21 protein-coding genes are annotated in these 23,258 nt (G+C 62.9%); 17 read left to right on the forward strand and 4 right to left on the reverse strand.

Annotated elements, in window-relative coordinates; translation table 11 throughout:
- Positions 1 to 13: 13 nt before the first annotated feature.
- From HX821_RS30510 to HX821_RS30555, 10 genes are all read left to right on the forward strand, one after another.
- The gene (locus HX821_RS30510) at positions 14 to 1,039 is read left to right on the forward strand and encodes an ABC transporter substrate-binding protein (protein ID WP_003218229.1); all 1,026 of its coding nucleotides are present in this window, start codon (positions 14 to 16) and stop codon (positions 1,037 to 1,039) included.
- A 1-nt stretch (position 1,040) separates the two neighbouring features.
- The gene (locus HX821_RS30515) at positions 1,041 to 1,892 is read left to right on the forward strand and encodes an ABC transporter ATP-binding protein (RefSeq protein WP_177037325.1); all 852 of its coding nucleotides are present in this window, start codon (positions 1,041 to 1,043) and stop codon (positions 1,890 to 1,892) included.
- A gap of 12 nt (positions 1,893 to 1,904) precedes the next feature.
- Complete coding sequence (locus tag HX821_RS30520; protein WP_003218225.1) at positions 1,905 to 2,753, forward strand: ABC transporter permease; 849 nt, start codon at positions 1,905 to 1,907, stop codon at positions 2,751 to 2,753.
- Between the two features lie 197 nt (positions 2,754 to 2,950).
- Positions 2,951 to 3,871, forward strand: a complete 921-nt coding sequence (locus HX821_RS30525; RefSeq protein WP_003218223.1) for a LysR family transcriptional regulator — start codon at positions 2,951 to 2,953, stop codon at positions 3,869 to 3,871.
- 229 nt (positions 3,872 to 4,100) lie between these two features.
- The gene (locus tag HX821_RS30530) at positions 4,101 to 5,636 is read left to right on the forward strand and encodes an MFS transporter (protein WP_177037326.1); all 1,536 of its coding nucleotides are present in this window, start codon (positions 4,101 to 4,103) and stop codon (positions 5,634 to 5,636) included.
- A gap of 26 nt (positions 5,637 to 5,662) precedes the next feature.
- The gene (locus HX821_RS30535) at positions 5,663 to 6,721 is read left to right on the forward strand and encodes an HlyD family secretion protein (RefSeq protein ID WP_003218219.1); all 1,059 of its coding nucleotides are present in this window, start codon (positions 5,663 to 5,665) and stop codon (positions 6,719 to 6,721) included.
- On the forward strand, positions 6,718 to 8,160 hold the full coding sequence (locus tag HX821_RS30540; RefSeq protein ID WP_177020630.1) for an efflux transporter outer membrane subunit: 1,443 nt from the start codon (positions 6,718 to 6,720) through the stop codon (positions 8,158 to 8,160). The genes HX821_RS30535 and HX821_RS30540 overlap by 4 nt, the downstream gene beginning before the upstream one ends.
- A gap of 73 nt (positions 8,161 to 8,233) precedes the next feature.
- Entirely contained in the window at positions 8,234 to 8,743 is a 510-nt protein-coding gene (locus tag HX821_RS30545) for a sigma-70 family RNA polymerase sigma factor (protein WP_008433639.1), read from the forward strand.
- Complete coding sequence (locus tag HX821_RS30550; protein ID WP_008433641.1) at positions 8,740 to 9,696, forward strand: FecR domain-containing protein; 957 nt, start codon at positions 8,740 to 8,742, stop codon at positions 9,694 to 9,696. The genes HX821_RS30545 and HX821_RS30550 overlap by 4 nt, the downstream gene beginning before the upstream one ends.
- 93 nt (positions 9,697 to 9,789) lie before the next feature.
- On the forward strand, positions 9,790 to 12,243 hold the full coding sequence (locus HX821_RS30555; protein ID WP_177037327.1) for a TonB-dependent siderophore receptor: 2,454 nt from the start codon (positions 9,790 to 9,792) through the stop codon (positions 12,241 to 12,243).
- Positions 12,244 to 12,305: 62 nt separating this feature from the next.
- Here the strand turns inward: HX821_RS30555 and HX821_RS30560 are convergent, their stop codons facing one another.
- Positions 12,306 to 13,010, reverse strand: coding sequence for a DUF3142 domain-containing protein (locus tag HX821_RS30560; RefSeq protein WP_008433644.1), 705 nt, complete (start codon positions 13,008 to 13,010; stop codon positions 12,306 to 12,308).
- A gap of 3 nt (positions 13,011 to 13,013) precedes the next feature.
- Positions 13,014 to 15,176 carry an outer membrane assembly lipoprotein YfiO gene (locus HX821_RS30565; RefSeq protein ID WP_177037328.1) on the reverse strand — a complete coding sequence of 721 codons (2,163 nt, stop codon included), beginning with the start codon at positions 15,174 to 15,176 and terminating at the stop codon, positions 13,014 to 13,016.
- Positions 15,177 to 15,398: 222 nt separating this feature from the next.
- Between HX821_RS30565 and HX821_RS30570 the strand changes: the two genes are divergently transcribed.
- A complete protein-coding gene (locus tag HX821_RS30570) occupies positions 15,399 to 16,994 on the forward strand; it encodes a glycosyltransferase family 39 protein (RefSeq protein ID WP_177037329.1) in 1,596 nt (531 codons plus the stop codon).
- Positions 16,995 to 17,069: 75 nt separating this feature from the next.
- Complete coding sequence (locus HX821_RS30575) at positions 17,070 to 17,315, forward strand: DUF2789 domain-containing protein (RefSeq protein WP_003218203.1); 246 nt, start codon at positions 17,070 to 17,072, stop codon at positions 17,313 to 17,315.
- Positions 17,316 to 17,319: 4 nt separating this feature from the next.
- On the opposite strand, the gene HX821_RS30580 is transcribed toward HX821_RS30575, so the two are convergent.
- Positions 17,320 to 17,613, reverse strand: a complete 294-nt coding sequence (locus HX821_RS30580) for a type II toxin-antitoxin system RelE/ParE family toxin (RefSeq protein WP_177027844.1) — start codon at positions 17,611 to 17,613, stop codon at positions 17,320 to 17,322.
- Positions 17,610 to 17,888, reverse strand: a complete 279-nt coding sequence (locus HX821_RS30585; RefSeq protein WP_177037330.1) for an antitoxin of toxin-antitoxin stability system — start codon at positions 17,886 to 17,888, stop codon at positions 17,610 to 17,612. The genes HX821_RS30580 and HX821_RS30585 overlap by 4 nt, the downstream gene beginning before the upstream one ends.
- Before the next feature lie 260 nt (positions 17,889 to 18,148).
- Between HX821_RS30585 and HX821_RS30590 the strand changes: the two genes are divergently transcribed.
- From HX821_RS30590 to HX821_RS30610, 5 genes are read left to right on the forward strand one after another with little or no spacing between them, the layout of a single operon-like run.
- On the forward strand, positions 18,149 to 18,580 hold the full coding sequence (locus HX821_RS30590) for a MarR family winged helix-turn-helix transcriptional regulator (RefSeq protein ID WP_177009336.1): 432 nt from the start codon (positions 18,149 to 18,151) through the stop codon (positions 18,578 to 18,580).
- Positions 18,577 to 20,655, forward strand: coding sequence for an FUSC family protein (locus tag HX821_RS30595; RefSeq protein ID WP_102367858.1), 2,079 nt, complete (start codon positions 18,577 to 18,579; stop codon positions 20,653 to 20,655). The genes HX821_RS30590 and HX821_RS30595 overlap by 4 nt, the downstream gene beginning before the upstream one ends.
- On the forward strand, positions 20,652 to 20,861 hold the full coding sequence (locus tag HX821_RS30600) for a DUF1656 domain-containing protein (RefSeq protein ID WP_003218193.1): 210 nt from the start codon (positions 20,652 to 20,654) through the stop codon (positions 20,859 to 20,861). The genes HX821_RS30595 and HX821_RS30600 overlap by 4 nt, the downstream gene beginning before the upstream one ends.
- A complete protein-coding gene (locus HX821_RS30605; RefSeq protein WP_177037331.1) occupies positions 20,858 to 21,748 on the forward strand; it encodes an efflux RND transporter periplasmic adaptor subunit in 891 nt (296 codons plus the stop codon). The genes HX821_RS30600 and HX821_RS30605 overlap by 4 nt, the downstream gene beginning before the upstream one ends.
- Positions 21,745 to 23,187: an efflux transporter outer membrane subunit gene (locus HX821_RS30610; RefSeq protein WP_008433656.1), complete on the forward strand. Its 1,443-nt coding sequence runs from the start codon at positions 21,745 to 21,747 to the stop codon at positions 23,185 to 23,187. Before HX821_RS30605 ends, HX821_RS30610 begins: the two co-directional genes overlap by 4 nt.
- The last annotated feature ends 71 nt before the right edge of the window (positions 23,188 to 23,258 follow it).

The following is a 23,258-nucleotide window of genomic DNA, read 5'->3' on the forward strand; positions in this document are numbered from 1 at the left end:
CCGGAGCATGACCATGTCCAAGAAAACCCCATTTGCGCGCCTGGCCGCGACGGTTGGCCTGGGCGTCAGCCTGCTGGCCGGCAGTCTTGTGGCGCCTGCCGCCGCCCAGGCCGAAGGCGAAATTCGCATCGCCGAGCAGTTTGGCATCGTCTACCTGTTGCTCAACGTGGTGCGCGACCAGAACCTGATCGAAAAATACGGCAAGCAGGAAGGCATCGACATCAAGGTCGACTGGACGCAACTGTCCGGCGGCGCAGCCGTCAATGATGCGCTGCTCTCCGGTTCCATCGACATCGCCGGGGCCGGCGTTGGCCCGCTGCTGACTATCTGGGACCGCACCCACGGCAAGCAGAACGTGAAAGCCGTCGCCTCCCTGGGCAACTTCCCCTACTACCTGGTGAGCAACAATCCCAAGGTCAAGACCATTGCCGACTTCACCGAAAAAGACCGCATTGCCGTACCGGCAGTGGGCGTTTCCGTGCAGTCGCGTTTCCTGCAATACGCTGCCGCCAAGCAATGGGGCGACAAGGAATTCAATCGCCTCGACAAGTACACCGTCGCCGTCCCGCACCCGGATGCCACGGCTGCGCTGATTGCCGGTGGCACCGAGCTGACCGGGCACTTCTCCAACCCGCCGTTCCAGGAGCAGGCCCTGACCAACCCGAACGTGCATGTGGTGCTCAACTCCTATGACATCCTCGGGCCTAACTCGCCGACCGTGCTGTTCGCCACCGAGAAATTCCGCAACGACAACCCGAAAACCTACAAGGCGTTCGTCGAGGCACTGACCGAAGCGGCGCAGTTCGCCCAGAACGACAAAGGCGCCGCCGCCGATACCTACATCCGCGTGACCAAGGCCAAGATCGACCGCGCCGAGCTGCTGAAAATCATCGAAAACCCGCAGTTCGAATTCAGCGTCACACCGAAAAACACCTACCCGCTGGCGGAATTCCTCTACCGCGTCGGCGCGATCAAAAACAAACCCGAATCGTGGAAGGATTACTTCTTCCAGGACGCCAAACCGCTGCAAGGGAGCTGACATGAACGCGCCCTTGCAAGGCCACACGGCCAGCAACCCGACCACCACCGAAGCACTGCTTTCGGTGGATAAAGTCAGCCTTGAATACCGCACGCCCGAACGGGTGGTGCGCGCCACTCACCAGGTCAGTTTCGAGATCGACCCGGCGGACCGCTTTGTCCTGTTGGGGCCTTCGGGCTGCGGCAAATCCACGCTGCTGAAATCCATCGCCGGCTTTATCAAGCCGTGTGAGGGCGAGATCCGTCTGCTCGGGCAAAAAGTCGAGCAGCCAGGGCCGGACCGTATCGTGGTGTTCCAGGAGTTCGACCAACTGCCACCGTGGAAAACCGTCAAGCAGAACGTCATGTTCCCGCTGCTGGCGTCCAAAACCCTCAAGCGTCGCGAGGCCGAAGAGCGGGCGCTGTACTACCTGGAAAAAGTCGGCCTTACGGCCTTTGCCGACGCCTACCCGCACACCCTGTCCGGCGGCATGAAAGCCCGCGTGGCAATCGCCCGGGCGTTGGCCATGCAGCCGAAAATCCTGCTGATGGATGAGCCCTTCGCCGCCCTCGACGCCCTGACCCGGCGCAAGATGCAGGAAGAACTATTGCTGCTCTGGGAAGAGGTGCGTTTCACCCTGCTGTTCGTCACCCACTCCATCGAGGAAGCGCTGGTGGTGGGCAACCGCATCCTGTTGCTGTCGCCGCACCCGGGGCGGGTGCGGGCGGAAATCCACAGCCATCAATACGACCTGCACAGCCTCGGCGGTGTGGAGTTCCAGGCTTCGGCGCGGCGCATTCATCGGCTGTTGTTTGATGAAGCGCCCGAGGTGGAAACCGAACTGGGTTTCGCCGATATCCGCATCGCTTATTGAAGGGCTTGCACCATGCGCCAGGAATATGAAATCACTCTCGAACCGTTGCCCGGTGTACGCGTAGAGCGCGAGTTGCCGTGGCGCCAGCGCCTGTGGCAACAAGGCTGGCTGCGTAAAAGCCTGATCCTGATCGTGCTTGCGATCCTCTGGGAAGCGGCTGCCCGTTATCAGAACAATGACCTGCTGCTGCCGAGCTTCCTGCAGACACTGAGCGCGTTCTACGACGGCATGGCCAGTGGCGAGTTGTTGAGCAAGGTCAGCATCTCGCTGGTGGTGCTGATCAAGGGTTACCTGATCGGCATTGTGCTGGCGTTTGCCCTGACCACGCTTGCGGTGTCGACCCAACTGGGGCGTGACCTGCTGAGCACCCTGACCTCGATGTTCAACCCGTTGCCGGCGATTGCCCTGCTGCCGCTGGCGCTGTTGTGGTTTGGGCTGGGGCAGAACAGCCTGATCTTCGTGCTGGTGCATTCAGTGTTGTGGGCGCTGGCGCTCAACACCTATTCAGGGTTCCTCGGCGTCTCCGAAACCCTGCGCATGGCCGGTCGAAATTATGGCCTCAAGGGTATGCGCTTCGTGTTGTTCATCCTGATCCCGGCTGCGCTGCCGTCGATTCTCGCCGGGTTGAAAATCGGTTGGGCGTTCGCCTGGCGCACGCTGATCGCCGCCGAGTTGGTGTTCGGTGCTACCAGCGGCAAAGGCGGTTTGGGTTGGTACATCTTCCAGAACCGCAACGAGCTGTACACCGACAAAGTGTTTGCCGGCCTGGCGGTGGTGATCCTGATCGGGTTGCTGGTGGAGAACCTGGTGTTCGACACCCTGGAGCGGGTCACCGTGAAGCGCTGGGGCATGCAACGCTGACTGAACACCAACCCTGTGGCGAGGGAGCTTGCTCCCGCTGGGCCGCGAAGCGGCCCCAATAACATCACCGCGTTCTTTCAGAAAAGTCTCGATTGCAAATTTTGGGGCTGCTTCGCAGCCCAGCGGGAGCAAGCTCCCTCGCCACAGTCTGCTACGATTGCGCCAAGTTCACTCATAACCAATCACGAGTGCTTGGCATGCAATTACCGGACATGAACCTGCTGGTCGCCCTCGACGCCTTGCTCGACGAGGGCAGTGTGGTAGGCGCCGCGCGGCGGATGAACCTGAGCCCGGCCGCCATGAGTCGCACCCTCACGCGCATCCGCGAGGCAGTGGGCGATCCGATCCTGGTGCGTGCCGGTCGCGGCCTGGTACCGACGCCCAAGGCCCTGGAGCTACAGGGCCAGGTGCGCAGCGTGGTGGAGCAGGCGGCGCTGCTGTTCCGCTCGGCGGACGAAGTGGACCTGCGCACCCTGCGCCGGCGCTTCAGCGTGCGGGCCAATGACTTTTTCGTCGGAGTGTATGGCGGTCGGCTGTTCGACACCATGGAACGCATGGCGCCGCTGTGCGAACTGCGCTTCGTGCCGGAAGGCGACACCGATGACGAGGCCCTGCGTGAAGGCCGTCTCGACCTGCGGGTGGGCAACACCATGCCGATCACTCCGGAAGTGAAGGTGCAGAACCTGTTCACCACCACCTTCGTCGGCCTGGCACGGGAAGGGCACCCGTTGTTCGATGGAGAAATCACCGCCGAACGGTTTGCCAGCTATTCCCATATCAGCATCTCCCGCCGCGGCATTGCCCGGGGGCCCATCGACACCGCCCTGAACGCCCAGGGCCTGGAACGCCGAGTCGCGATGATCGCCCCGGGGTTTCACGGCGCGATGTTCATGCTGCCGGACTCCGACCTGATCCTGCCGGTGCCCAAGGAAGCGCTCTACAGCGCCAATCGCCTGAAGCTGCCGTTGCGAGCCTTCACCCTGCCAATTTCCCTGCCGACCCTGGTGCTGACCCAAGCCTGGCACCCGCGTTTCGACAAGGACCCGGCCCATAGATGGCTGCGCGAGACCATGCGTGAATGCTGCGAGGCGACGTGGAAGGAAGCGCAGCCCACGTGAGTCGCAAGTGAGCCCGGTCAATGTGGGAGCTGGCTTGCCTGCGATGCGGGCGACACGGCTTTTCAGGCATAGCGAGGTGATGCCATCGCGGGCAAGCCCGGCTCCCACAGAGATCGCCTACATTTTGATCATTGCGTCTGGTGCACTTATAAGCTTCCGATAAGTCACTTTTTGTCATGTCTAAGCCTTATTAAACTGCTCGGGTATTTCCTATTCCGAGTTGTAGTTCATGACGTCCCTCGCTGCTCCCGCACCCCTGGCCGCAGCCAAACCGACCGCCATTACCCCGCCCGTTTTCGGCCCGCGCATCATCATCGGCCTGGTGGGCGTATTGCTTGCGGTACTGGTGTCCGGCCTCAACGAGATGGTGACCAAAGTCGCTCTCGCCGATATTCGTGGTGCGATGTACATCGGCTTCGACGAAAGTACCTGGCTGGTAGCTGCCTACACCGCCACCTCTGTCTCGGCGATGGCCTTTGCACCCTGGTGTTCGGTGACGTTCTCTCTGCGCCGTTTCACCCTCTGCGCCATCGGCCTGTTCACCATACTTGGCGTGCTGTGCCCGTTCGCACCGAACTACGAAAGCCTGCTGATCCTGCGCACCGTGCAAGGCCTGGCCGGTGGCGCCTTGCCGCCGATGCTGATGACCGTGGCCCTGCGGTTCCTGCCGGCCAACGTCAAGCTGTACGGCCTGGCCGGCTATGCTCTCACGGCCACTTTTGGCCCCAGCCTCGGCACACCGCTGGCGGCCATGTGGACCGAATACGTCGGCTGGCAATGGGCGTTCTGGCAGATTGTCGGGCCGTGCCTGCTGGCCATGGCGGCCGTGGCCTACGGCTTGCCCCAGGACCCGCTGCGCCTGGAGCGCTTCAAGCAGTTCAACTGGCGCGGCTTGCTGTTGGGGTTCCCGGCGATCTGCATGCTGGTGATCGGCCTGTTGCAGGGCAATCGGCTGGACTGGTTCGAGTCGCCGCTGATTACCTCATTGTTGATCGGCGGCCTGGTGTTGCTGGTGCTGTTCATGATCAACGAGTGGTCGCACCCGATGCCGTTTTTCAAGTTGCAGATGCTTGGGCTACGCAACCTGTCGTTCGCGCTGATTGTGCTCGCCGGGGTGCTGATCGTGCTGCTGGCGGTGACCATCATTCCGTCCAGCTACCTGGCCCAGGTCCAAGGCTACCGCCCGCTGCAAACTGCACCGGTGATGCTGATCATGGCGCTGCCGCAGTTGATCGCGCTGCCGTTGGTGGCGGCGTTGTGCAACTTGCGCTGGGTCGATTGCCGCTGGGTATTGGGCATTGGCTTGAGCATGTTGATCCTGTCCTGCGTGGGCGGGGCGCAACTCACGTCGGCATGGATTCGCGATGATTTCTACGTGCTGCAACTGCTGCAGATCTTCGGGCAACCGATGGCGGTGTTGCCGCTGCTGATGCTCTCCACCGGCAGCATCACGCCCCAGGACGGGCCTTTCGCCTCGGCGTGGTTCAACACCGTGAAAGGCCTGGCTGCCGTGGTCGCCACCGGCGTGCTCGATGCCCTGACCACACACCGCCTGCATTTCCACTCGACCATGCTGGTGGACAGCCTGGGCAACTCGCCCCTGGCCGACAGCGATGCCGCCGGCCTTGCCCATCGGCTGCACGAGCAGGCCGTGGTGCTCACCTCTTCGGATCTCTACTACGTCATGGCCGGTGTCGCGGCGGCGTTGATCCTGCTGATTTTCTGGATGCCGACGCGGATTTATCCGCCCCGCGCGCCGACTTGATTGCTCACTGAGCCAAAGGGATTGTTATGAAACGCAAAGACAAAATCGCTGTAACCGTCATCACCGTGTTTGCCGTCGGTGTGCTGGTTTACCTGCTGGCGCCGGGTGTGTTCGGCAGCAAACGCCAGAGCACCAACGACGCCTTCGTCGCCGCTGACTACACCCTGGTGGCGCCGCGTGTGGCCGGCTTCATCAAGGAAGTACTGGTGGAAGACAACCAGCGGGTCAAGGCCGGGCAGTTGCTGGCGCTGATCGATGACCGTGACTTCCGCGCCGCTGCCCAGGCGGCCGATGCCGATACGCTGGTGGCCCAGGCGCAGCTGAAAAATGCCACGGCAACCCTGGAGCGCCAAAGCTCGGTGATCGCCCAGGCCCAGGCGACTGTGGCGGCGGATCGCGCCGAAGTGGCGTTTGCCGAACACGAACTGAACCGCTACAACCACCTCGCGGGTGTAGGCGCCGGCACCGTGCAGAACGCCCAGCAAGCCAAGACGCGTATTGACCAGGCCACCGCACGCCTGGCGAATGCCACGGCGGTGCTGGCCGCTGAACGCAAGCAGGTGGAAATCCTCAGCGCCCAGCGTGATGCGGCAGAGGGCGGCCTGAAACGTGCCCAGGCCGCACTGGAAATGGCCAGCTATCAGCTGTCGTACACCCGCATCGTCGCGCCGGTGGACGGCATGGTCGGCGAGCGCGCGGTGCGGGTCGGCGCCTATGTGACGCCGGGCAGCAAGATCCTCGCCGTGGTACCGCTGGCCGAGGCCTACGTGGTGGCCAATTTCCAGGAGACCCAGTTGTCCCACATGCACGCTGGCCAAACGGTGGACGTGAAGGTCGACAGCCTCGACGGCGAAGTGCTCAAGGGCCACCTCGAAAGCCTGGCGCCAGCTACCGGCGTGACATTTGCCTCGGTCAAACCCGACAACGCCACCGGCAACTTCACCAAGGTGGTGCAGCGTATTCCGGTAAAAATCATCCTGGAGCCCGGCCAGGCGTTGACCGAGCGCCTGCGGGTCGGCATGTCGGTGGAAGCCAGCGTCGACACCCACGCCGCCGCCCAGCAACGTGAGGTGGCGCAGCAATGAGACGCCTTGCCTGGTTAACCTTGAGCCTGCTCACCCTGAGTGCCTGCACCGTCGGCCCGGACTTCCAGCGCCCGCAGAATCCCGTCGGCCAATGGACCGAGCCCCATGGCCGGCAAGCCGCCAGTCACGCGGTCAACGACCCGCTGGAAGAGCGCTGGTGGGAAGTGTTCCACGACGCGCAGCTCACCGCGCTTACCCATCGCGCGCTGACCGATAACCTTGACCTGAAACTCGCCAGCAGCCGCCTGCAACAAAGCCGCGCGGCGCGCCAGGTGATCACCGCCGAGCGCTACCCGACCGTCAACGCCACCGGCGATTACCTGCGTCAGCGCAACAGCGCCGATGGCTTGAGCGATGCCTCGGGCAAGAACGGCCGCTCGGCGTTCAACCAGTGGGACATGGGTTTCTCCGCCGCCTGGGAACTGGACTTCTGGGGCCGGGTAAAACGCGAAACCGAAGCCGCCGACGCCACCCTGCAAGTCGCCGAAAACGACCGCCGTGCGGTGCTGTTGTCGGTGCTGGCGGAAACCGCCCAGGACTACATCCAGCTGCGCGGCGTGCAAAACACCCGCGCCGTCACCGAGCAAAACCTCGAGGTGGCGCGCCACAGCCTGAAGCTCTCGCAACTGCGCCTGGCCGACGGTGTCGCCACTGACCTGGACGTAGCCGAAGCCGCTGCTCAAGTGGCCGCCATCGAGGCGCGCCTGCCGGATTTGCAGCAACGCCAGGACCAGTTGATCAACGCCCTGAGCCTGCTGATGGGCGAGCCGCCACAAGCCTTGTACGCCGAACTGTCCAAGGACGCTGCGGTGCCGCAAACCCAACGCCAGGTCGCCATCGGCCTGCCGTCGCAACTGGCCGAGCGCCGCCCGGATATCCGCCAGGCCGAAGCTCGCTTGCATGCGGCCACCGCCTCCATTGGTGTGGCCAAGGGCGACTTCTACCCGCGCATCACCCTGTCTGGCAGCGTGGGCTCCCAGGCGTTGCAGCTGGCGGATTTCGGCTCGTGGAGTTCGCGTGCATTCGCCTTCGGCCCGCAACTGAGCTTGCCGATTTTCAACGGTGGCCGGTTGCAAGGCATGCTCGATCTGCGCGAAGCCCAGCAACAGGAAGCGGCCCTGGCCTACCAGCAGACCGTGCTGCGGGCCTGGCATGAAATCGATGATCAACTGACCCGCTACAACGCCAGCCAACTGCGGCGCGACAGCCTTGCCGAAGCCGTGCGGCAGAACCAGATCGCCCTTGCCACGGCGCAGCATCAATACGTCGAAGGCGTGGTGGATTTCGTCAACGTACTGACCGTGCAAAGTGCGTTGCTGGCGACCCAGGAGCAGTGGGTGGAAAGCTCCACCGGCGTGTCCCTGGCCATGGTCGGGTTGTACAAGGCATTGGGCGGGGGCTGGGAATCGGTGTACCCGTTGCAGACCGCCGGACGCTGAATGACAAAGAACTTTGCCAGCCGTGCAACATGGTGTAATGATAATTGCTCTCAATAACGTATCCGAGCTTTTCATGGACACCGCGACTGACGGCCGGCAACAGCTTCATCTCCTGTATCGCGACCATCATGGCTGGCTGCAAGGCTGGCTGCGCAAACGCCTGGGGGATCGCGAACACGCCGCCGATGTGGCGCAGGACACCTTCCTGCGCTTACTGGTATCGGGGCGCTTTCCCGGTGACAAGGAAAGCCGCAGCTACCTGACGCAGATCGCCCGCAACCTGGTGATTGATCAATGGCGACGCCTGCGCATCGAGCGTGCCTACCTGGAAAGCATTGCCCACCTGCCGGAGCCCGAATCCCCGTCCCTGGAAACCCGCGCACTGATCCTCGAAACCCTGATGCAGATCGACGCCATGCTCGACCGCATGCCCGACAACGTGCGCCGCGCATTTCTGTTGTCGCAGTTCGAAGGGCTGAGCTACGCACAGATTGCCGAGCGCCTGGAGGTCACTGTCAGCTCGGTGCAGAAGTACATGACCCGGGCGATTCTCGCCTGCTACCAGGTCGTCTACGAAGAATGAGAACCCGGCACGAAGCGCCGATTGCCCCGGCCATTGTCGAGCAGGCCAGCGAGTGGTTGATGCTGCAATGGGGTGGCGAGATGGACGGCGATCAGCGCCAGGCCTTCGCGCGCTGGCAGGAGGCCGATCCGGAACACCGGCGCGCCTGGAAGCGCTTGCAGCAGTTACAGCAAACCCTCGGCGGTGTGCCTGTCGACAGTGCCCGTGCGGTGTTACGCGATACACCGGACACCCAACGCCGCGCCGCATTGAAACTGCTCGGGCTGTTGCTGGTGGCCGGTGGCAGCGGCTATCTGGTGCAAAGCAGCCAGCCCTGGCAGGCGGCGTTTGCCGAATACCGCACCGCCACCGGCGAGATTCGTCACCTGACCTTGAGCGATGGCACGCGCCTGGACCTCAACAGCAACAGCGCGGTCGACTTGCGCTTCAGCGCCAGTGAGCGGCGTATCCGCCTGATACGCGGCGAGATCCTGCTGACCAGCGGCCACGATCCGTCCCGGCCATTGATCGTCGAAACCCCGGCCGGAGATGTGCAGGCCTTGGGCACCCGGTTTGCCGTGCGTGAAGTGGACGATGGCAGCCGCGTCGACCTGTATGAAGGACGTGTGCAGGTACGTCCGGTGCGCGGTGCGGCGGTGCAGATGAATGCCGGGGACAGCCTGTGGTTCAGCGCCAGCCGGACTTCGACGCTGGTGCCGGTGGATGCCAATGCCAGCAGTTGGACCGAGAACCGCTTGATCGCCGAGCGCCAGCCGCTGGGGCAGTTCGTTGCCGAGTTGAGCCGTTATCGCCCGGGGCTGTTGCGCTGCGATGCGGCAGTGGCCGGCTTGCTGTTGACCGGCGTGTTTCCGCTGAATGACACCGACGCGATTCTCCACGCGCTTGAGCGTTCGTTGCCGGTGCAGGTACAGGCGGTGACGCGCTATTGGGTCACGATCAAGGCGCGGGGCTAAAAAATTTTTTGCCTACGGCTTGTCGGTTTTCCAACCCCGTCCGGGATACCTCTTGAAAGCCAATCAAGAAGCGTTCTCACGGGGAGCCCTGCAATGTCGCACCACCCAATCCAACCCCTGGCCCGCGCCCTGCGCCGTGGCCTGTTTGTCAGTCTGCTGGCGACGGCGCCTGTGGTGCCGAGCGTGGTCCAGGCCCAGGAGAGTGCTGAAGCCCTGCGCCAATACAACATTGCGGCGGGCAACCTCGACCAGGCCTTGAACCAGTTCGCCAGCGCCTCGGGGATTCTGTTGTCGGTGGACGCCTTGCTGACCCAAGGCAAGCGCAGCGCCGGCTTGCAGGGCCGCTACGCCACCGGGCCAGGGTTGGAGCGTTTGTTGGCCGGCAGCGGATTGGTCGCGGTGCAATCCCAGGGCGGCTGGTCATTGCAGGCCCTGCCCGCGAGTGGCGCGCTGCAACTCGGTGCGACGCAGATCAGTGGTCAACAGGATCAGGAAACGGCCTGGGGCCCGGTTGACGGCATCGTTGCCAAGCGCAGCGCCACTGGGAGCAAGACCGATTCGGCGCTGGTGGAAATCCCCCAGACCATCAACGTCATCACTGCCGCCGAGATCAAGGCGCGGGGCGCGCAAAGCGTTACCCAGGCGTTGCTCTATACACCGGGCATGACGGCCGGCGGTTTTTCCGATCGGGTCAAACTGTTTGATGAGCCTACTTCCCGTGGCTTTACGCCGACGCCGCTGTACCTCGACGGTTTGCACTTGCCCTACGGCGGCGGCAGCACCGGCGGTGCTTTGCAGATCGAGCCCTATTCCCTGGAGCGCATCGAAGTGCTCAAGGGGCCGGCCTCGGTCTTGTACGGGCAGAACCAACCGGGTGGCATCGTCAACATGGTCAGTAAGCGCCCCAGCGAAACCCCGGTGCATCAAGTGGTGCTGGAGGCCGGCACCTACGAGCACAAAAGCGCCGCCATCGACCTCGGAGGACCGCTGGATGAGCAGGGCGAGTTTCTTTATCGCCTCACCGGCCTGGCCAAGGACGAACAGGGCGAGATCAACTACGTCGAGAACAAACGCCAGTTCATCGCTCCCAGCCTGACCTGGCAGCCCAACGACGACACGCGCCTGACCGTGTTCGCCCAGTACCAGAAAGACAAAGGCGTGCCCGAGGCCCAGGGGTTGCCCGCGTCCGGGACGATCTGGGACAACCCCAACGGCAAGATCAAGCGTGATGTGTTCATCGGCGAGCCAGGCGTCAACCAGTACAACCGCGAGCAGTACGTGTTGGGCTATGAGGTGTCCCATCGCCTGAACGACACCTGGACCCTCAAGCAAAACGCTCGCTACGCCGAAGTGGACGACCGCTACACCGCACCGTTGCACGGCTACAGATTTGTGCCCAATCCGGTAACCGGCGTGCAAGACCAACGCTATCTGCAACGCTTCGGTGTGGACTGGTCGCAGCACAACAAAGTATTCGGTGTGGATAGCATCGCCCAGGCGGAGTTCGACACCGGCGCCCTGTCCCACACGTTGATCGTTGGCCTGGATTACTACCACTTCAACTCGCAATTCCACGGTCTGTACGACCGTAATCCGCCGGTGATCGACCTGTTCAAGCCGGTCTATGGCCAGCGGCTGAATTTCGGCCAGCCTTATCGCTGGGACCGCACCGTGACCCAGACCGGCTTGTACGTGCAGGACCAGATCAAATTGGACAAGTGGGCGCTGGTCCTTGGCGGGCGCTACGACTGGGCCAACGTGGTCAACAAGGAGCCACTGGCCGACACCCGCACCAGCAGCAAAGACCAGGCGTTCACCGGCCGGGCCGGTCTGGTGTACCTGTTCGATAATGGCCTGGCGCCGTTTATCAGCTACTCCGAATCCTTCCTGCCGCTGTCGGGCACCGATATCAGCGGCAAACCGTTCGATCCTTCTACCGGCAACCAGTACGAAGTCGGCCTGAAATACCAGCCGCCGGGCCAGAAGAGTTTTGTGCAGGTCTCGGTCTACCAACTCGACCAGGAAAACGTGCTGACCACCAACCCGGTAGACACCACCTTCAGTACCCAGAGCGGTGCCATGCGCTCACGGGGTGTGGAGCTGGAAGCCAAGGCCTCCCTCAGCGATGCCTGGGACGTGGTCGCCTCGGCAGCGCGCAACGACATCAAATACACCAAGGACAACGACGGCCGCCAAGGCCGACACCCGGCAGGCATCTCACCGCTTACCGCTTCGGTCTGGGTCAATTACACCGTCCTTGGCGACACACCCCTGGCCGGTGTCGGCGCAGGCTTGGGCGCGCGTTACGTTCGCAGCAGCTTTGGTGATTACTACGCAGGGGCGTTCAGCATTCCGTCCTATACCGTCTACGACGCCAGCCTGAGCTACGACCTGGGCCGCTCGGCGTTCAAGCTCAAAGGCGTGAAGCTGGCAATGAACGTGCAGAACCTCACCAACAAGACCTACGTGTCGCAATGCACCAGTGACCTGGATTGTTACTACGGGGAAGGGCGCACGGTGGTGTCGAGCTTGACTTATGACTGGTAGATAGCGGTCATTCGCGGGCGTTTTTTAGCCCTGAGTGCCCACAGTCCAAGGACCGTGGGCACTCAGGGATTCTGCAAAAACACCACATACCCGCGAAACCACTCACTCCCCTTCAAATACCCCGGCTCCTCCCATGCCCCACCCTGAATCAACCCAATCTTGAACGGCACCCCCAACCGGTTCATGCGTGGCAGATACGCCGCGTAGTCCGGGATGCTGTGGCGGCCCTGGTAGGTCTGCACCACCACTTCATCAATCACGCCCTTGAGTTGTGCGATGGCGGCCGGGTCAGCGTTGCTGCTCCAGTCCATCAGCCCGGTGATGCTCAGGCGTAGATCCTTGGGCAAGCGTTGGCGCAGGTCGCGCAGGAAATCCGCGTATTCGTCGAGGTATTGCGTGCGCGCATCGAAGTCGATCTGGATGCCCACCACCGGGTTGCCCGCATCCCGCCAGCGTTGCACCTGACCGAGCATCTGGCTGTACACCGACTCGGGCCAGTGCAGGGTGTGGGCGCGGTACACCACCCAGATTTCACCCTGGGTGATGCGCGGCACACTCATGCCCTGGGCGATGAATTGCACGCCACGCCGGGGCGCGCGGCGGGTCGAGTTGATCTGGCCCTGGAGGATGTACAGGGTTTTCGCCTGCTTGAGCACCGGCTGCGGCGCAACGCCGCTCCACAGCCAGAACGCGTCATGGTCGCGGGCGTCCACCGCACCGAAGGCCGGGCTTGCCAGCAGGAGCAGGGCGAGCCAGAAACGCTTCACGGCTTACCAGTAGTACTGCAGCGACTTGCCCCACTGGGTGTCGGCGAACCCGGTTTTCAACTGGCGGAACCAGCCTTTGCGCACGTTCTTGTCGACGTCTTCGCCACCGCAACTGTTGTAGCCCGAAGGTCCGTAGCAGTTGATGGCACGAAACAGCGCGTAGGCCTTGTCGTTTCGCGGTGCCTTGGGATTGCCGATCACCCGCTTGTAGCCTTCGAGCCGCGAGAAGGTTTCGCCCTTGAAGGGCGAGGCGGTACTGCCCAGGCTGCCGGCGGAGCGCGCTTGTTCCAGGGGCATGCCGTCAAGACCGTTACGCAGGACGAATTCACCGAGGCAGTTCAGGCCTTGCGGGTTTTTCGGATCGGCCTGCAGGGTGCTGGCGATTTGCGCGATGCTCGGGCAGGTGTAGCCGGACTCGGCCTTGTCACCGTTCCACTGGAACAGTCTCAACGACTGGCCGCCGCTGTAGACGTAGCCCAGGCTGGTGCCGAGCTTGTCATCGGGAACCGAGGCGGGCAGTTGCTTGAGGTCCTCGGCAAAGGTCTCGAACTGGCCGCGCAGCAGGTCTTTATAGAGCAGCGTGAATTGTGCGGTCTGGCGCTCTACCGGGTCTTCGGCATGGGCAAGCTGTTGGCGCAGCAGGTCGGGACCGGCGACGTTGCGCAGCAGGATATAGCGCACCTGCTTGGCACTGATCGGCGAATCGGCGGCGAATACCTTGGCCAGCTGGCCGCTGCGTTCGTAGTTCATCGCCAATGCCAGCTCCAGCTGGTCACGTTGCAACGGTTGCTTGGTCAGCGGCAGCAGTTGCAGCCACAGCGCTTCGGCGGCTTTCCAGTCTTCCTTGGCTTCCAGCGCGAGGCCACGCAGGGTCTGTTGGCTGAAAGCGAAGTAGTCGAGATTCGACGGCACGTCTTGCGGCAGCAGCTTCAAGGTACGGTCGGGCTGATGCTCGACGTTCAGGGCAAACGCCGCCTGCACGTAGGCATACAGCGCGGGCTCCTGCGCGAACACCGCTTTTTGTGCATCGAGCGCTTCACGCGTGAGCTTCGGCGGCTCGCCGGCACGCATCCACATCAGGTCGTTGAGGGCCAGGATCAGCGGGTTGCCCACAGGTGCCGTGGTGCTGGTCAGCAGCTTGGTGTCGGCTTCCTGCACCAGTTCATCCAGCGACACGTTGCGCTGGGCATCGGTGGCCTGGGTCAGTTGCCAGGCAAAGTCGTCCGCCAGTTTGTCGGGGTTGGGCGCCAGCCAGTGCACCCGGCGCAACAGGCCACGGGCGGAGGCGGCGTATTCGCCCTGTGGATAAGTTTTCAGGTAGTCGTCGAAAGCGCTTTCGGCCCGTTGCAGGGCAGACTTATCCACATGCTCAAGCGACGGCGTGCCGTATTCATCGAAGGCATTTTGCTGGGCGTCGTTCAGCGCGGTGCGGGCGGTCATGTACAGCGCTGTTTCCTTCAGCCAGGGCAGCGAGCTGCTCGTCAGCCCGGCAAAACCTTTTTGCGCATCGCTGAAGCGTCCGCTGTAAAAGTCCCCGGCGGCTTTCAGGTAGGTGAGCAATGCCTGGCCGTCTGCCGATTTGATTTGGTCGGCCTCGCCTGCCGCTACGCCGTCCGAGGAACAACTGCCGAGCATCTGCAGCCGCAGCTTGGCCAGTAACTGGCGCTCGGCCTGCGGTACATCGGCCTTCACCACCTGGCTGATAAACGCGGCGGCGCTGTCATCGGCGTTGCTGCGGCAGCGGCTGCCTTCGCCGGAAAGGAAGGCTTCACCGGCGGTCTTGGCGTCGTCGCGGGTGATGCCCAGCGGGCTGAGCAGTGCATCCAGTTCGGCGGTGCGCGAGTCGTCGGGTTTGTTGTCGGGCTCATCCGCAGCCGGCATAAGCCGATACACCGGAAAGGGCACCGGGCCAAATCCTTCGGACACGTCCTGCTCGCCCAAGGCATTCGGCGCCAGCGGCATGACGTTTTTGTCCGCCAGCAACAGCCGCAGGTTGACCCGGCTGTCATTGCCGGGGCTCAGGAAGGGCAGGTTGCTGCACACGTCCAGGCTGTTGCGCGACACCCGCCAATCCGGGTAGCAAGAGTCATCGCCGCTGGCGTGGGCCTGGAGGGGAAGGGTGGCGAGCAATGCCAGTGCCAGGGGTGACAGAAGACCGATGCGCATGAAATGTCCTTGATCCTGAATCCATGGAAGGCAGCAATCATAGCGTGATCCGATGAAAGCGTCGGAGACGTCCTGCGCAAAATTCAGATTTGTCCGATTGGCGGATGGTTGGTCAAATCCATGCAAAACAGCGGGCGAATCAAGGCCTTTTGACCTAGAGTGGCGGGTGTTCGCGCAAGCGCAGGTTCAGTAGTGGGTGAGGAAGTAGAGGTGCGACGCTCTGTGGCGGAACAAGACAACAAGGCCGGGGCATTGCCCGTGCTCAATCCTGGCCTTTGGGAGAATGCCGGCTGGCTGGCTCGGTTGCGGTGGGTACCGCTGGTGGCGTTGGCCATGGCCGTGCGTTTCTATGGCCTGACCGCCTCCGCCATCTGGGGCGATGAAGGTTCAAGCCTGCTGCTCGCTGAGTATTCCCTGGAAGACCTGTGGTTTCACGCCGCACATGACGTTCATCCGCCGCTGTATTTCTTCATGCTGCGCGGCTGGATCGAGGTGTTCGGCGACAGCATTTTCTCCCTGCGCAGCATGAGTGCGATCCCCGGTGTGGTCGCAGTCGGCCTGGGAATCTGGCTGACAAGGCTGATCGCGACCCGTCGCGCGGCGGTGCTGGCCGGGATTCTGTTGGCGTTGCTGCCCACGGCAGTGCGCTACAGCCAGGAAGTGCGGATGTATTCGCTGCTGGGCGTATGGCTGCTGGCCGCCACCCTGGCCTTGGTGTATTGGGTCCGCCAGCCTGAGCGCAAGCGCTATCTGGTGGCCTATGCGCTGTTGATGACGGCAGCCTTCTACACCCACTATTTCACCGCGTTGTGCGTACTGGTGCATTGGTCATGGCTGCTGTTGCTGCGCCAGCCACGGGCCGGCGGCTTGCGCCTGGTCACGCGCGCGGGCTGGTGGTTGGCCAACGTTGCCATTGTGTTGCTGTACTTGCCCTGGCTCCCGAATCTGCTGGGCCTGGTGCAGCACACCGAAGAACTCAAGGTGGGCGGTGATATTGGCTGGGAAGACCCGGTCAACCTGTATTCCGTGCCGTCGATGGTGTGGCAGTTCCTCATTCAGGACCCGGGCGACCACTTGTGGCGACCGCTCTTTGTGGTGTTTCCGTTATTGCTGATGGCGCTGGTCGGTGTGACTGCCTGGCGCGATCAAAGCCGCTACCGCTTCGGTTGGCTGCTGGGGCTTTTTTTCATGCTGCCGGTGCTGCTGGTCTATGGGGTTTCGTTTATTTCCCCGGTGTTTATCGAGCGTTATCTGACCGCCTACGCGATGAGTTTGCCGATCATCGTGGCGTTGGCCGTCGACCGTCTGTCGCCGCGCCTGCCGCTCGCAGCGGCGGCAGTCTTCGTGTTGTTTGTCGGGGTCGAGCTGGTGGGCGTGAAAACCAACTCCACCGTCGATGAGCATGATCAATTCAACGTGGTGGTGGAGTTCGTCAATCGCAACTACCAGGAAGATGACCGCATCGTCATCAGCGACATGCTGTGGTACCTGCCCTACGTCTATTACGACGAGACCGACGCCCAGTTGCAGCTTTTCACACCGCCGACCGCCGCCGGCAAGTCCACCCGGCCTAATGCCTATGGTTTTGGCACCCTGGTGGACCAGGATGGCGGGCGCATCTACCTTGATCGCTTGTCGGCGTTACCCGCCGAGATCCAGCGTGTATGGCTGATCAGCGCCGCGGAGCCGCCGGATGAGTTTGCCCCGTTGCCGGCCGGATGGCGTCAGCTCAGCCAGCAGGACGGCGGCGGCGCGCGGGCCCGGCTGTTCGTGCTGTGTAACGCGCCAGCGGGCGTGCACCGTGAGGGCTGCGATTAATCCGCGCAACACCTGAGAGGTTTATGTTCGCCTGGGGGGCTAGACTCAGGTGAACCGACTCTCCAGGAACGCCTTATGGAATCCCCAGTCCACAACTTGCCATCGTTGTTCAAACAGCTCGGTTTGCCCGATGACCCGGTCAGCATCGAGCGGTTCATCGCGGTCCACTCCCCACTCAAGCCCGAATTGCATCTGGCGGAAGCGTTTTTCTGGACGCCGGCCCAGCGGGCGTTTTTGCGTGAAGAGATTCTGGAGGACGCGGATTGGGCGGAGGTGGTGGATGAGTTGAATTTGCGGTTGAGAGAGGGGCGAGGAGTCTAGGCCGTCAAGAGGCGGTTGCTTTCTCTGGTGGCCATTGGCGAGCGGTGTGCACAAGCGCCACGACCCTTTCTACGTCGGGCTCAAGTTGGTAAGCAAGGCGGTAGCTTGGATGAGGAATGACTTCGCGTGTGCCTGTGATCCTGCCGAGTGGGCCGATTTCTGGGTGTTTTGCCAGCCCCAGCACTGCACTGCTGAAGCGTCGATCCATATCGGCTGCGGCTTGTGGGTTTTTCTCAAATAAAAAGTCCCAGATATCCCTACGGTCCTGCGCCGCTTCCGGCGTCCAGGCAACCCTCATTCCTGATTATCTACGTGAGCACGTTTCGCAGAAAACTCAGCTTCCAAATCCTCATTGGAAATCTCTCTGCCTACCTGTATCGAGGCGCGAGAGGCGTCTACTTTACGCTGCAAGAACGCGTCGTACTCCCGTGATTCCTGCTGGGCCTGGACAAACTGACGCATCATATCTCGCACGATTTGCGATGCAGGACGGTGGGTAGCCTCGCACTCGGCCATGAATTGGTCGCGTAGTTCCGACTCAAGCTTCAAGGTGAAAACGGCTAGTTTTGACATAAATGAATGCTCTGGATTGGTATATACGAAGTATATACAACGTGCATACCTGACGACGCATGTGAGCTGAGTGAGGCGACTGACGGTTGCTGACGGCGAAACACCTTTCCCCAAACCAGCTTTACTTGGCCCAAGGGCCATCCACCCATCCGCAAGTTTGTATCAAAACTTGACTGCCTGGGATCCATCGACCATATTGATAGTTAGCAAACTAACTGTATGCGAATAATCCAGTGTCCCAGACCCTCGAACAACTCCAGATGAACATCAGCAGCAGCATGGTGGTAGGTGCCAGGACCTGGCGCAAAATCTGCCAGACCACGCTCGTCAGCTATGGCATCTCCGAAGCCTGCGCCGTGCCGCTGCTGATGATCGGCCGCCTCGGCGACGGTGTGCACCAGGTGAAGGTAGCCCAGGCCGCCGGGATGGAAAGCCCGTCCCTGGTGCGCCTGTTGGACCAGCTGTGCAGTTCCGGCTATGTGTGCCGCACCGAAGACATCCACGACCGCCGCGCCAAGGCCTTGAGCCTCACCGAGCGTGGCCGCGAGCTGGTGCAGGCAGTGGAGCAGCAACTGGTGCGCCTGCGCCGCGAGGTGCTGGCGACAATCGACCCCGATGACCTGGAAGCTGCTTTGCGTGTACTGCGGGCCTTCGAAGGTGCCAATCAACATCCCATGGTTGTGAGTTCTTGAACGGATTTTTTACCGGCATGCCGCCGGCCAGGGATTGGTTTTATGGCGTAAGGACATTCGCCGCTTCAATGATCGCGTTGTACATCGCCATGCTGATGCAAATGCCGCGTCCGTATTGGGCGATGGCCACGGTGTATATCGTGTCCAGCCCGTTTGTCGGCCCTACCAGCTCCAAGGCGCTGTACCGGGCGGTCGGTACCTTCATGGGGGCGGCCGCAGCGGTGTTTTTTGTGCCGATGTTTGTGCAGACGCCTTACTTGCTGGTGGTGGTGATCGCGCTGTGGACCGGGATTCTGCTGTTCCTGTCCCTGCACCTGCGCACCGCCAACAGCTATGCGCTGATGCTGGCCGGCTACACCTTGCCGCTGATCGCCCTGCCGGTGGTGGATAACCCGCTGGCGGTGTGGGATGTGGCCGAAGCGCGGACCGAAGAGATCTTCCTCGGCATCGCCGTGGCGGCGGTGGTGGGGGCGATGTTCTGGCCGCGACGCCTGGCGCCGGTGTTCGATGACTCGGTGAGCAAGTGGTTTGCCGACGCCCAGGTCTACAGCCAGCGCTTCCTCAGCCGCAACGTGCAACCCGAGGAAATCAGCACCCTGCGCGGCGGCATGGTCGCTACCTTCAACACCCTGGAATTGATGATCGGCCAACTGCCCCACGAGGGCTCCCGGCCGCAAACGGTGCGCAATACAAAGGAGCTGCGCGGGCGGATGATCCACCTGCTGCCGGTGATCGACGCACTGGACGACGCTGTGTACGCCCTGGAACACCGCGCGCCGGAATTGCTCGAGCGCTTCACGCCGCTGCTGACCGCGGCCAACGAGTGGCTGGCCAGCACGCAAAAGGATGCGCCCCTCGAACGCTGGCGTGTCCTGCGTGACCAGATCGAAGCCCTGCAACCCGATGCCGACGCCCTGGATGACCGCCATCAGTTGCTGTTCTCCAACGCCCTGTATCGCCTGGGCGAGTGGGTGGATCTGTGGCAAGACTGCCGCAGCCTGCAAGCCGCCATCCAGTGCGAAAGCCAGGACAGCTGGCGCGCAGTTTACCGCCACTGGCGCCTGGGCCGGCTGACGCCATTCCTCGACCGTGGCCTGATGTTCTACTCGGCGTTTTCCACCGTCACCGCGATCATCGTCGCCTCGGTGTTGTGGATCCTGCTGGGCTGGACCGACGGTGGCAGCGCGGTGATCCTCGCGGCGGTGGCCTGCAGCTTCTTCGCCTCGATGGACGACCCGGCGCCGCAGATCTACCGGTTCTTTTTCTGGACCGCGATGTCGGTGCTGTTCGCCAGCCTCTACCTGTTTCTGGTGCTGCCCAACCTGCACGATTTCCCGATGCTGGTGCTGGCGTTTTCGGTGCCCTTTATCTGCATCGGTACACTGACGGTACAGCCGCGTTTCTACCTCGGCATGCTGCTGACGCTGGTCAACACCTCGTCGTTCATCAGCATCCAGGGTGCCTACGACGCGGACTTCCTGGCCTTTGCCAACTCCAACCTGGCGGGCCCGGTGGGCCTGTTGTTCGCCTTTGTCTGGACCCTGATTGCCCGGCCGTTCGGCGCTGAGCTTGCGGCCAAGCGCCTGACCCGTTTCAGCTGGCGCGACATCGTCACCCTGACCGAGCCTGCGACCCTGGCCGAACACCGCAAGATGGGCGTGCAAATGCTCGACCGCCTGATGCAACACCTGCCGCGCCTGGCCATGACCGGCCAGGACACCGGCATCGCCCTGCGGGAAGTGCGGGTGGCGCTGAACCTGCTGGACCTGCTGGCGTACTCGCCGCGCATCCTCGGGGTGCCGCGGGTGTTGTTGAACCAGGTGGTGGAAGGCGTCGGCGGTTACTTCAAGGCCTGCCTCAAGGCCGGTGAACGTCTGCCGGCCCCCAGCGGTCTGCTGATGACCCTCGACCGTACCCGCCGCGCCCTCAACGGCCAGGGCCTGCAAGGCGAGGACGAAACCCGCCTGCATTTGTTGCACGCCCTCAGCGGCTTGCGCCTGGCGCTGTTGCCCGGCGTGGAATTTCTTGGCGGCACAGAGATGGAAGCGCCGTTACCCGATGGAGCGCCTTTATGATCGGTGATCTGGATATCAGCGGGGTGTTCCTGCCCACGTTGCTGGTGCTGATGGGCATTACGTATGTGTTGTACCTGGTGGTGCACGGGCTGTTGACCCGCGTCCACTTCTATCGCCTGGTCTGGCACCGGGCATTGTTCAATGTGGGTCTCTACGCTCTGTTGCTGGGCGCAGTGGATTCACTCAGTCGATACCTCATGACATGAAAAAACCTTTTTTGACCATTGGCCGTGTAGTCCTGACGTTACTGGTGGTGACCTTCGCCTGCGTCGTGGTGTGGCGCATGGTGATGTACTACATGTTCGCGCCGTGGACCCGTGACGGCCACATCCGTGCCGACATCGTGCAGATCGCCCCGGACGTGTCCGGGCTGATCCAGCAAGTGGACGTGAGCGATAACCAGTTGGTGGTGCGCGGCCAGGTGCTGTTCTCCGTCGACCAGGACCGCTTCAAGCTGGCCCTGCGCCAGGCCCAGGCCGCCGTGGCCGACCGTCAGGAAACCCTGGCCCAGGCCGTGCGCGAGAACAAGCGTAACCGTGGCCTCGGCAACCTGGTGGCCAGCGAGCAACTGGAAGAAAGCCAGTCCCGCGTCGCCCGTGCCCAATCGGCCCTGGCCGAGTCGCAAGTGGCGGTGGATGCCGCGCAACTCAACCTGGACCGCTCGGTGATCCGCAGCCCCGTGGACGGCTACATCAACGACCGTGCGCCGCGTAACCAGGAGTTCGTGACCGCCGGGCGTCCGGTGTTGTCGGTGGTGGACAGCAACTCCTTCCACATCGACGGCTACTTTGAAGAGACCAAGCTCGACGGCATTCACGTCGGCCAGAGCGTCGACATCCGCGTGATCGGCGACAACGCTCGCCTGCGCGGGCATGTGCAGAGCATCGTCGCCGGTATCGAAGACCGTGACCGCACCAGCGGCTCCAACCTGCTGCCCAACGTCAACCCGGCGTTCAGCTGGGTGCGCCTGGCCCAGCGGATTCCGGTGCGCATCGCGTTTGACGATGTGCCGGCGGACTTCCGCATGATTGCCGGGCGCACCGCCACCGTGTCGATCATCGACGACCAACCCAAGTCGGAGAACAAGCCATGAAACGGCTTTTAGCAACCGCCGGGCTGGGGTTGTTGCTGTCGGCCTGCCAAGTGGTGGGGCCCGATTACAAACTGCCGGACAAGGCGGCCGTGAACCGCGGTGACCTTCAGGGCCAGTTGGCCGGGGAGGGCAGCAATGTGGTGTCGGCGCCGGTGCCGGCGGACTGGTGGAAGCTCTACCAGGACCCGCGCCTGGATAAGCTGGTGGAGCAGGCCATGGCCTCCAACACCGACCTGCGGGTGGCTGCGGCCAACTTGCAGCGCTCGCGCTATCAGGTGCAGCAAGCCGAATCGGCCGGCGGCTGGAGTGCCGGCGCCAAGGCCGAAGCCCAGCGCCTGCAAGAATCGGGTGAGGCCTATTTGCTGACGGAAAAAGTCCCGGTGGCGAATATCGGCAGCGCCAGTATCAGCACCTCCTATCAATTCGATTTGTTCGGCACCTTGCAGCGCGGCATTGAAAGCTCCCAGGCCACTGCCGATGCGGCCCAGGCGGCGTCCGATATCGCCCGTATCACCCTGGTGGCGGACGTGGTGCGCTCCTACACCCAGGTGTGTGCGGCCAACGAAGAGCTGGCGATCGCCAACGAGTCCCTCGACCTGCAAGCCCAGAGCACGCACCTGACCCAGCGCCTGCGGGATGCCGGGCGCGGTGATGAAACCCAGGTCACCCGTTCGCAAACCCAATACAAATCCTTGCGCGCCGAAATGCCGCGCTACGAAGCACTGCGCCAGGCCGGGCTGTTCCGCCTGTCGATGTTGCTGGCCAGGCCGCTGGATCAACTGCCGGCCGGCACTGCCCAATGCGCCGAGCTGCCGCACATCGCGCAGTTGTTGCCGGTGGGCGATGGCGCCACGCTGCTCAAGCGTCGCCCTGACGTGCGCCAGGCCGAACGCCAACTGGCGGCGGCCACCGCGCGCATCGGTGTGGCCACCGGCGCGCTGTACCCGGACATCAGCATCGGCGCCACCGTGGGCACCGTCGGCATCCTGGATGACCTCGGCACCCCGGCCACCAACCGTTGGGGCTTTGGCCCGCTGATCAGCTGGACGCTGCCGACCAACGGCGCCCGCGCCCGCATCCACGAAGCCGAAGCCGCGACCCAGGGCGCCCTGGCGCACTTCGACGGGGTGGTGCTCAACGCTATCCGTGAAACCCAGACGGGCCTGGCGCAATACACCGCGCAACTGCAACGCCGCGATGCCCTGGCGGATGCCGGCGCGTCGGCCAAAGAGGCGGCGGAGCAGACGCACCGGTTCTTCCAGGCCGGCCGCGCGTCGTTCCTGGCCGACCTGCAAGCTACCCGCACCTACACCGACGTGCGGGCGCAACTGGCCGCGGCGAACACCCAGGTTGCCATGAGCCAGATCGATTTGTTCCTGGCCCTGGGCGGCGGCTGGGAAAGTGGACGAACGCAAGCCACACAAGCCAGCAAACCCTGAGCTGATTGCTATGCTTTGACAGGCGGACTTACGTGATGGTCCGCTGGTCACTGCTCGCGTTTGCTCATGGG

The organism is Pseudomonas sp. B6001 (assembly GCF_013386015.1).
GTDB lineage: Bacteria > Pseudomonadota > Gammaproteobacteria > Pseudomonadales > Pseudomonadaceae > Aquipseudomonas.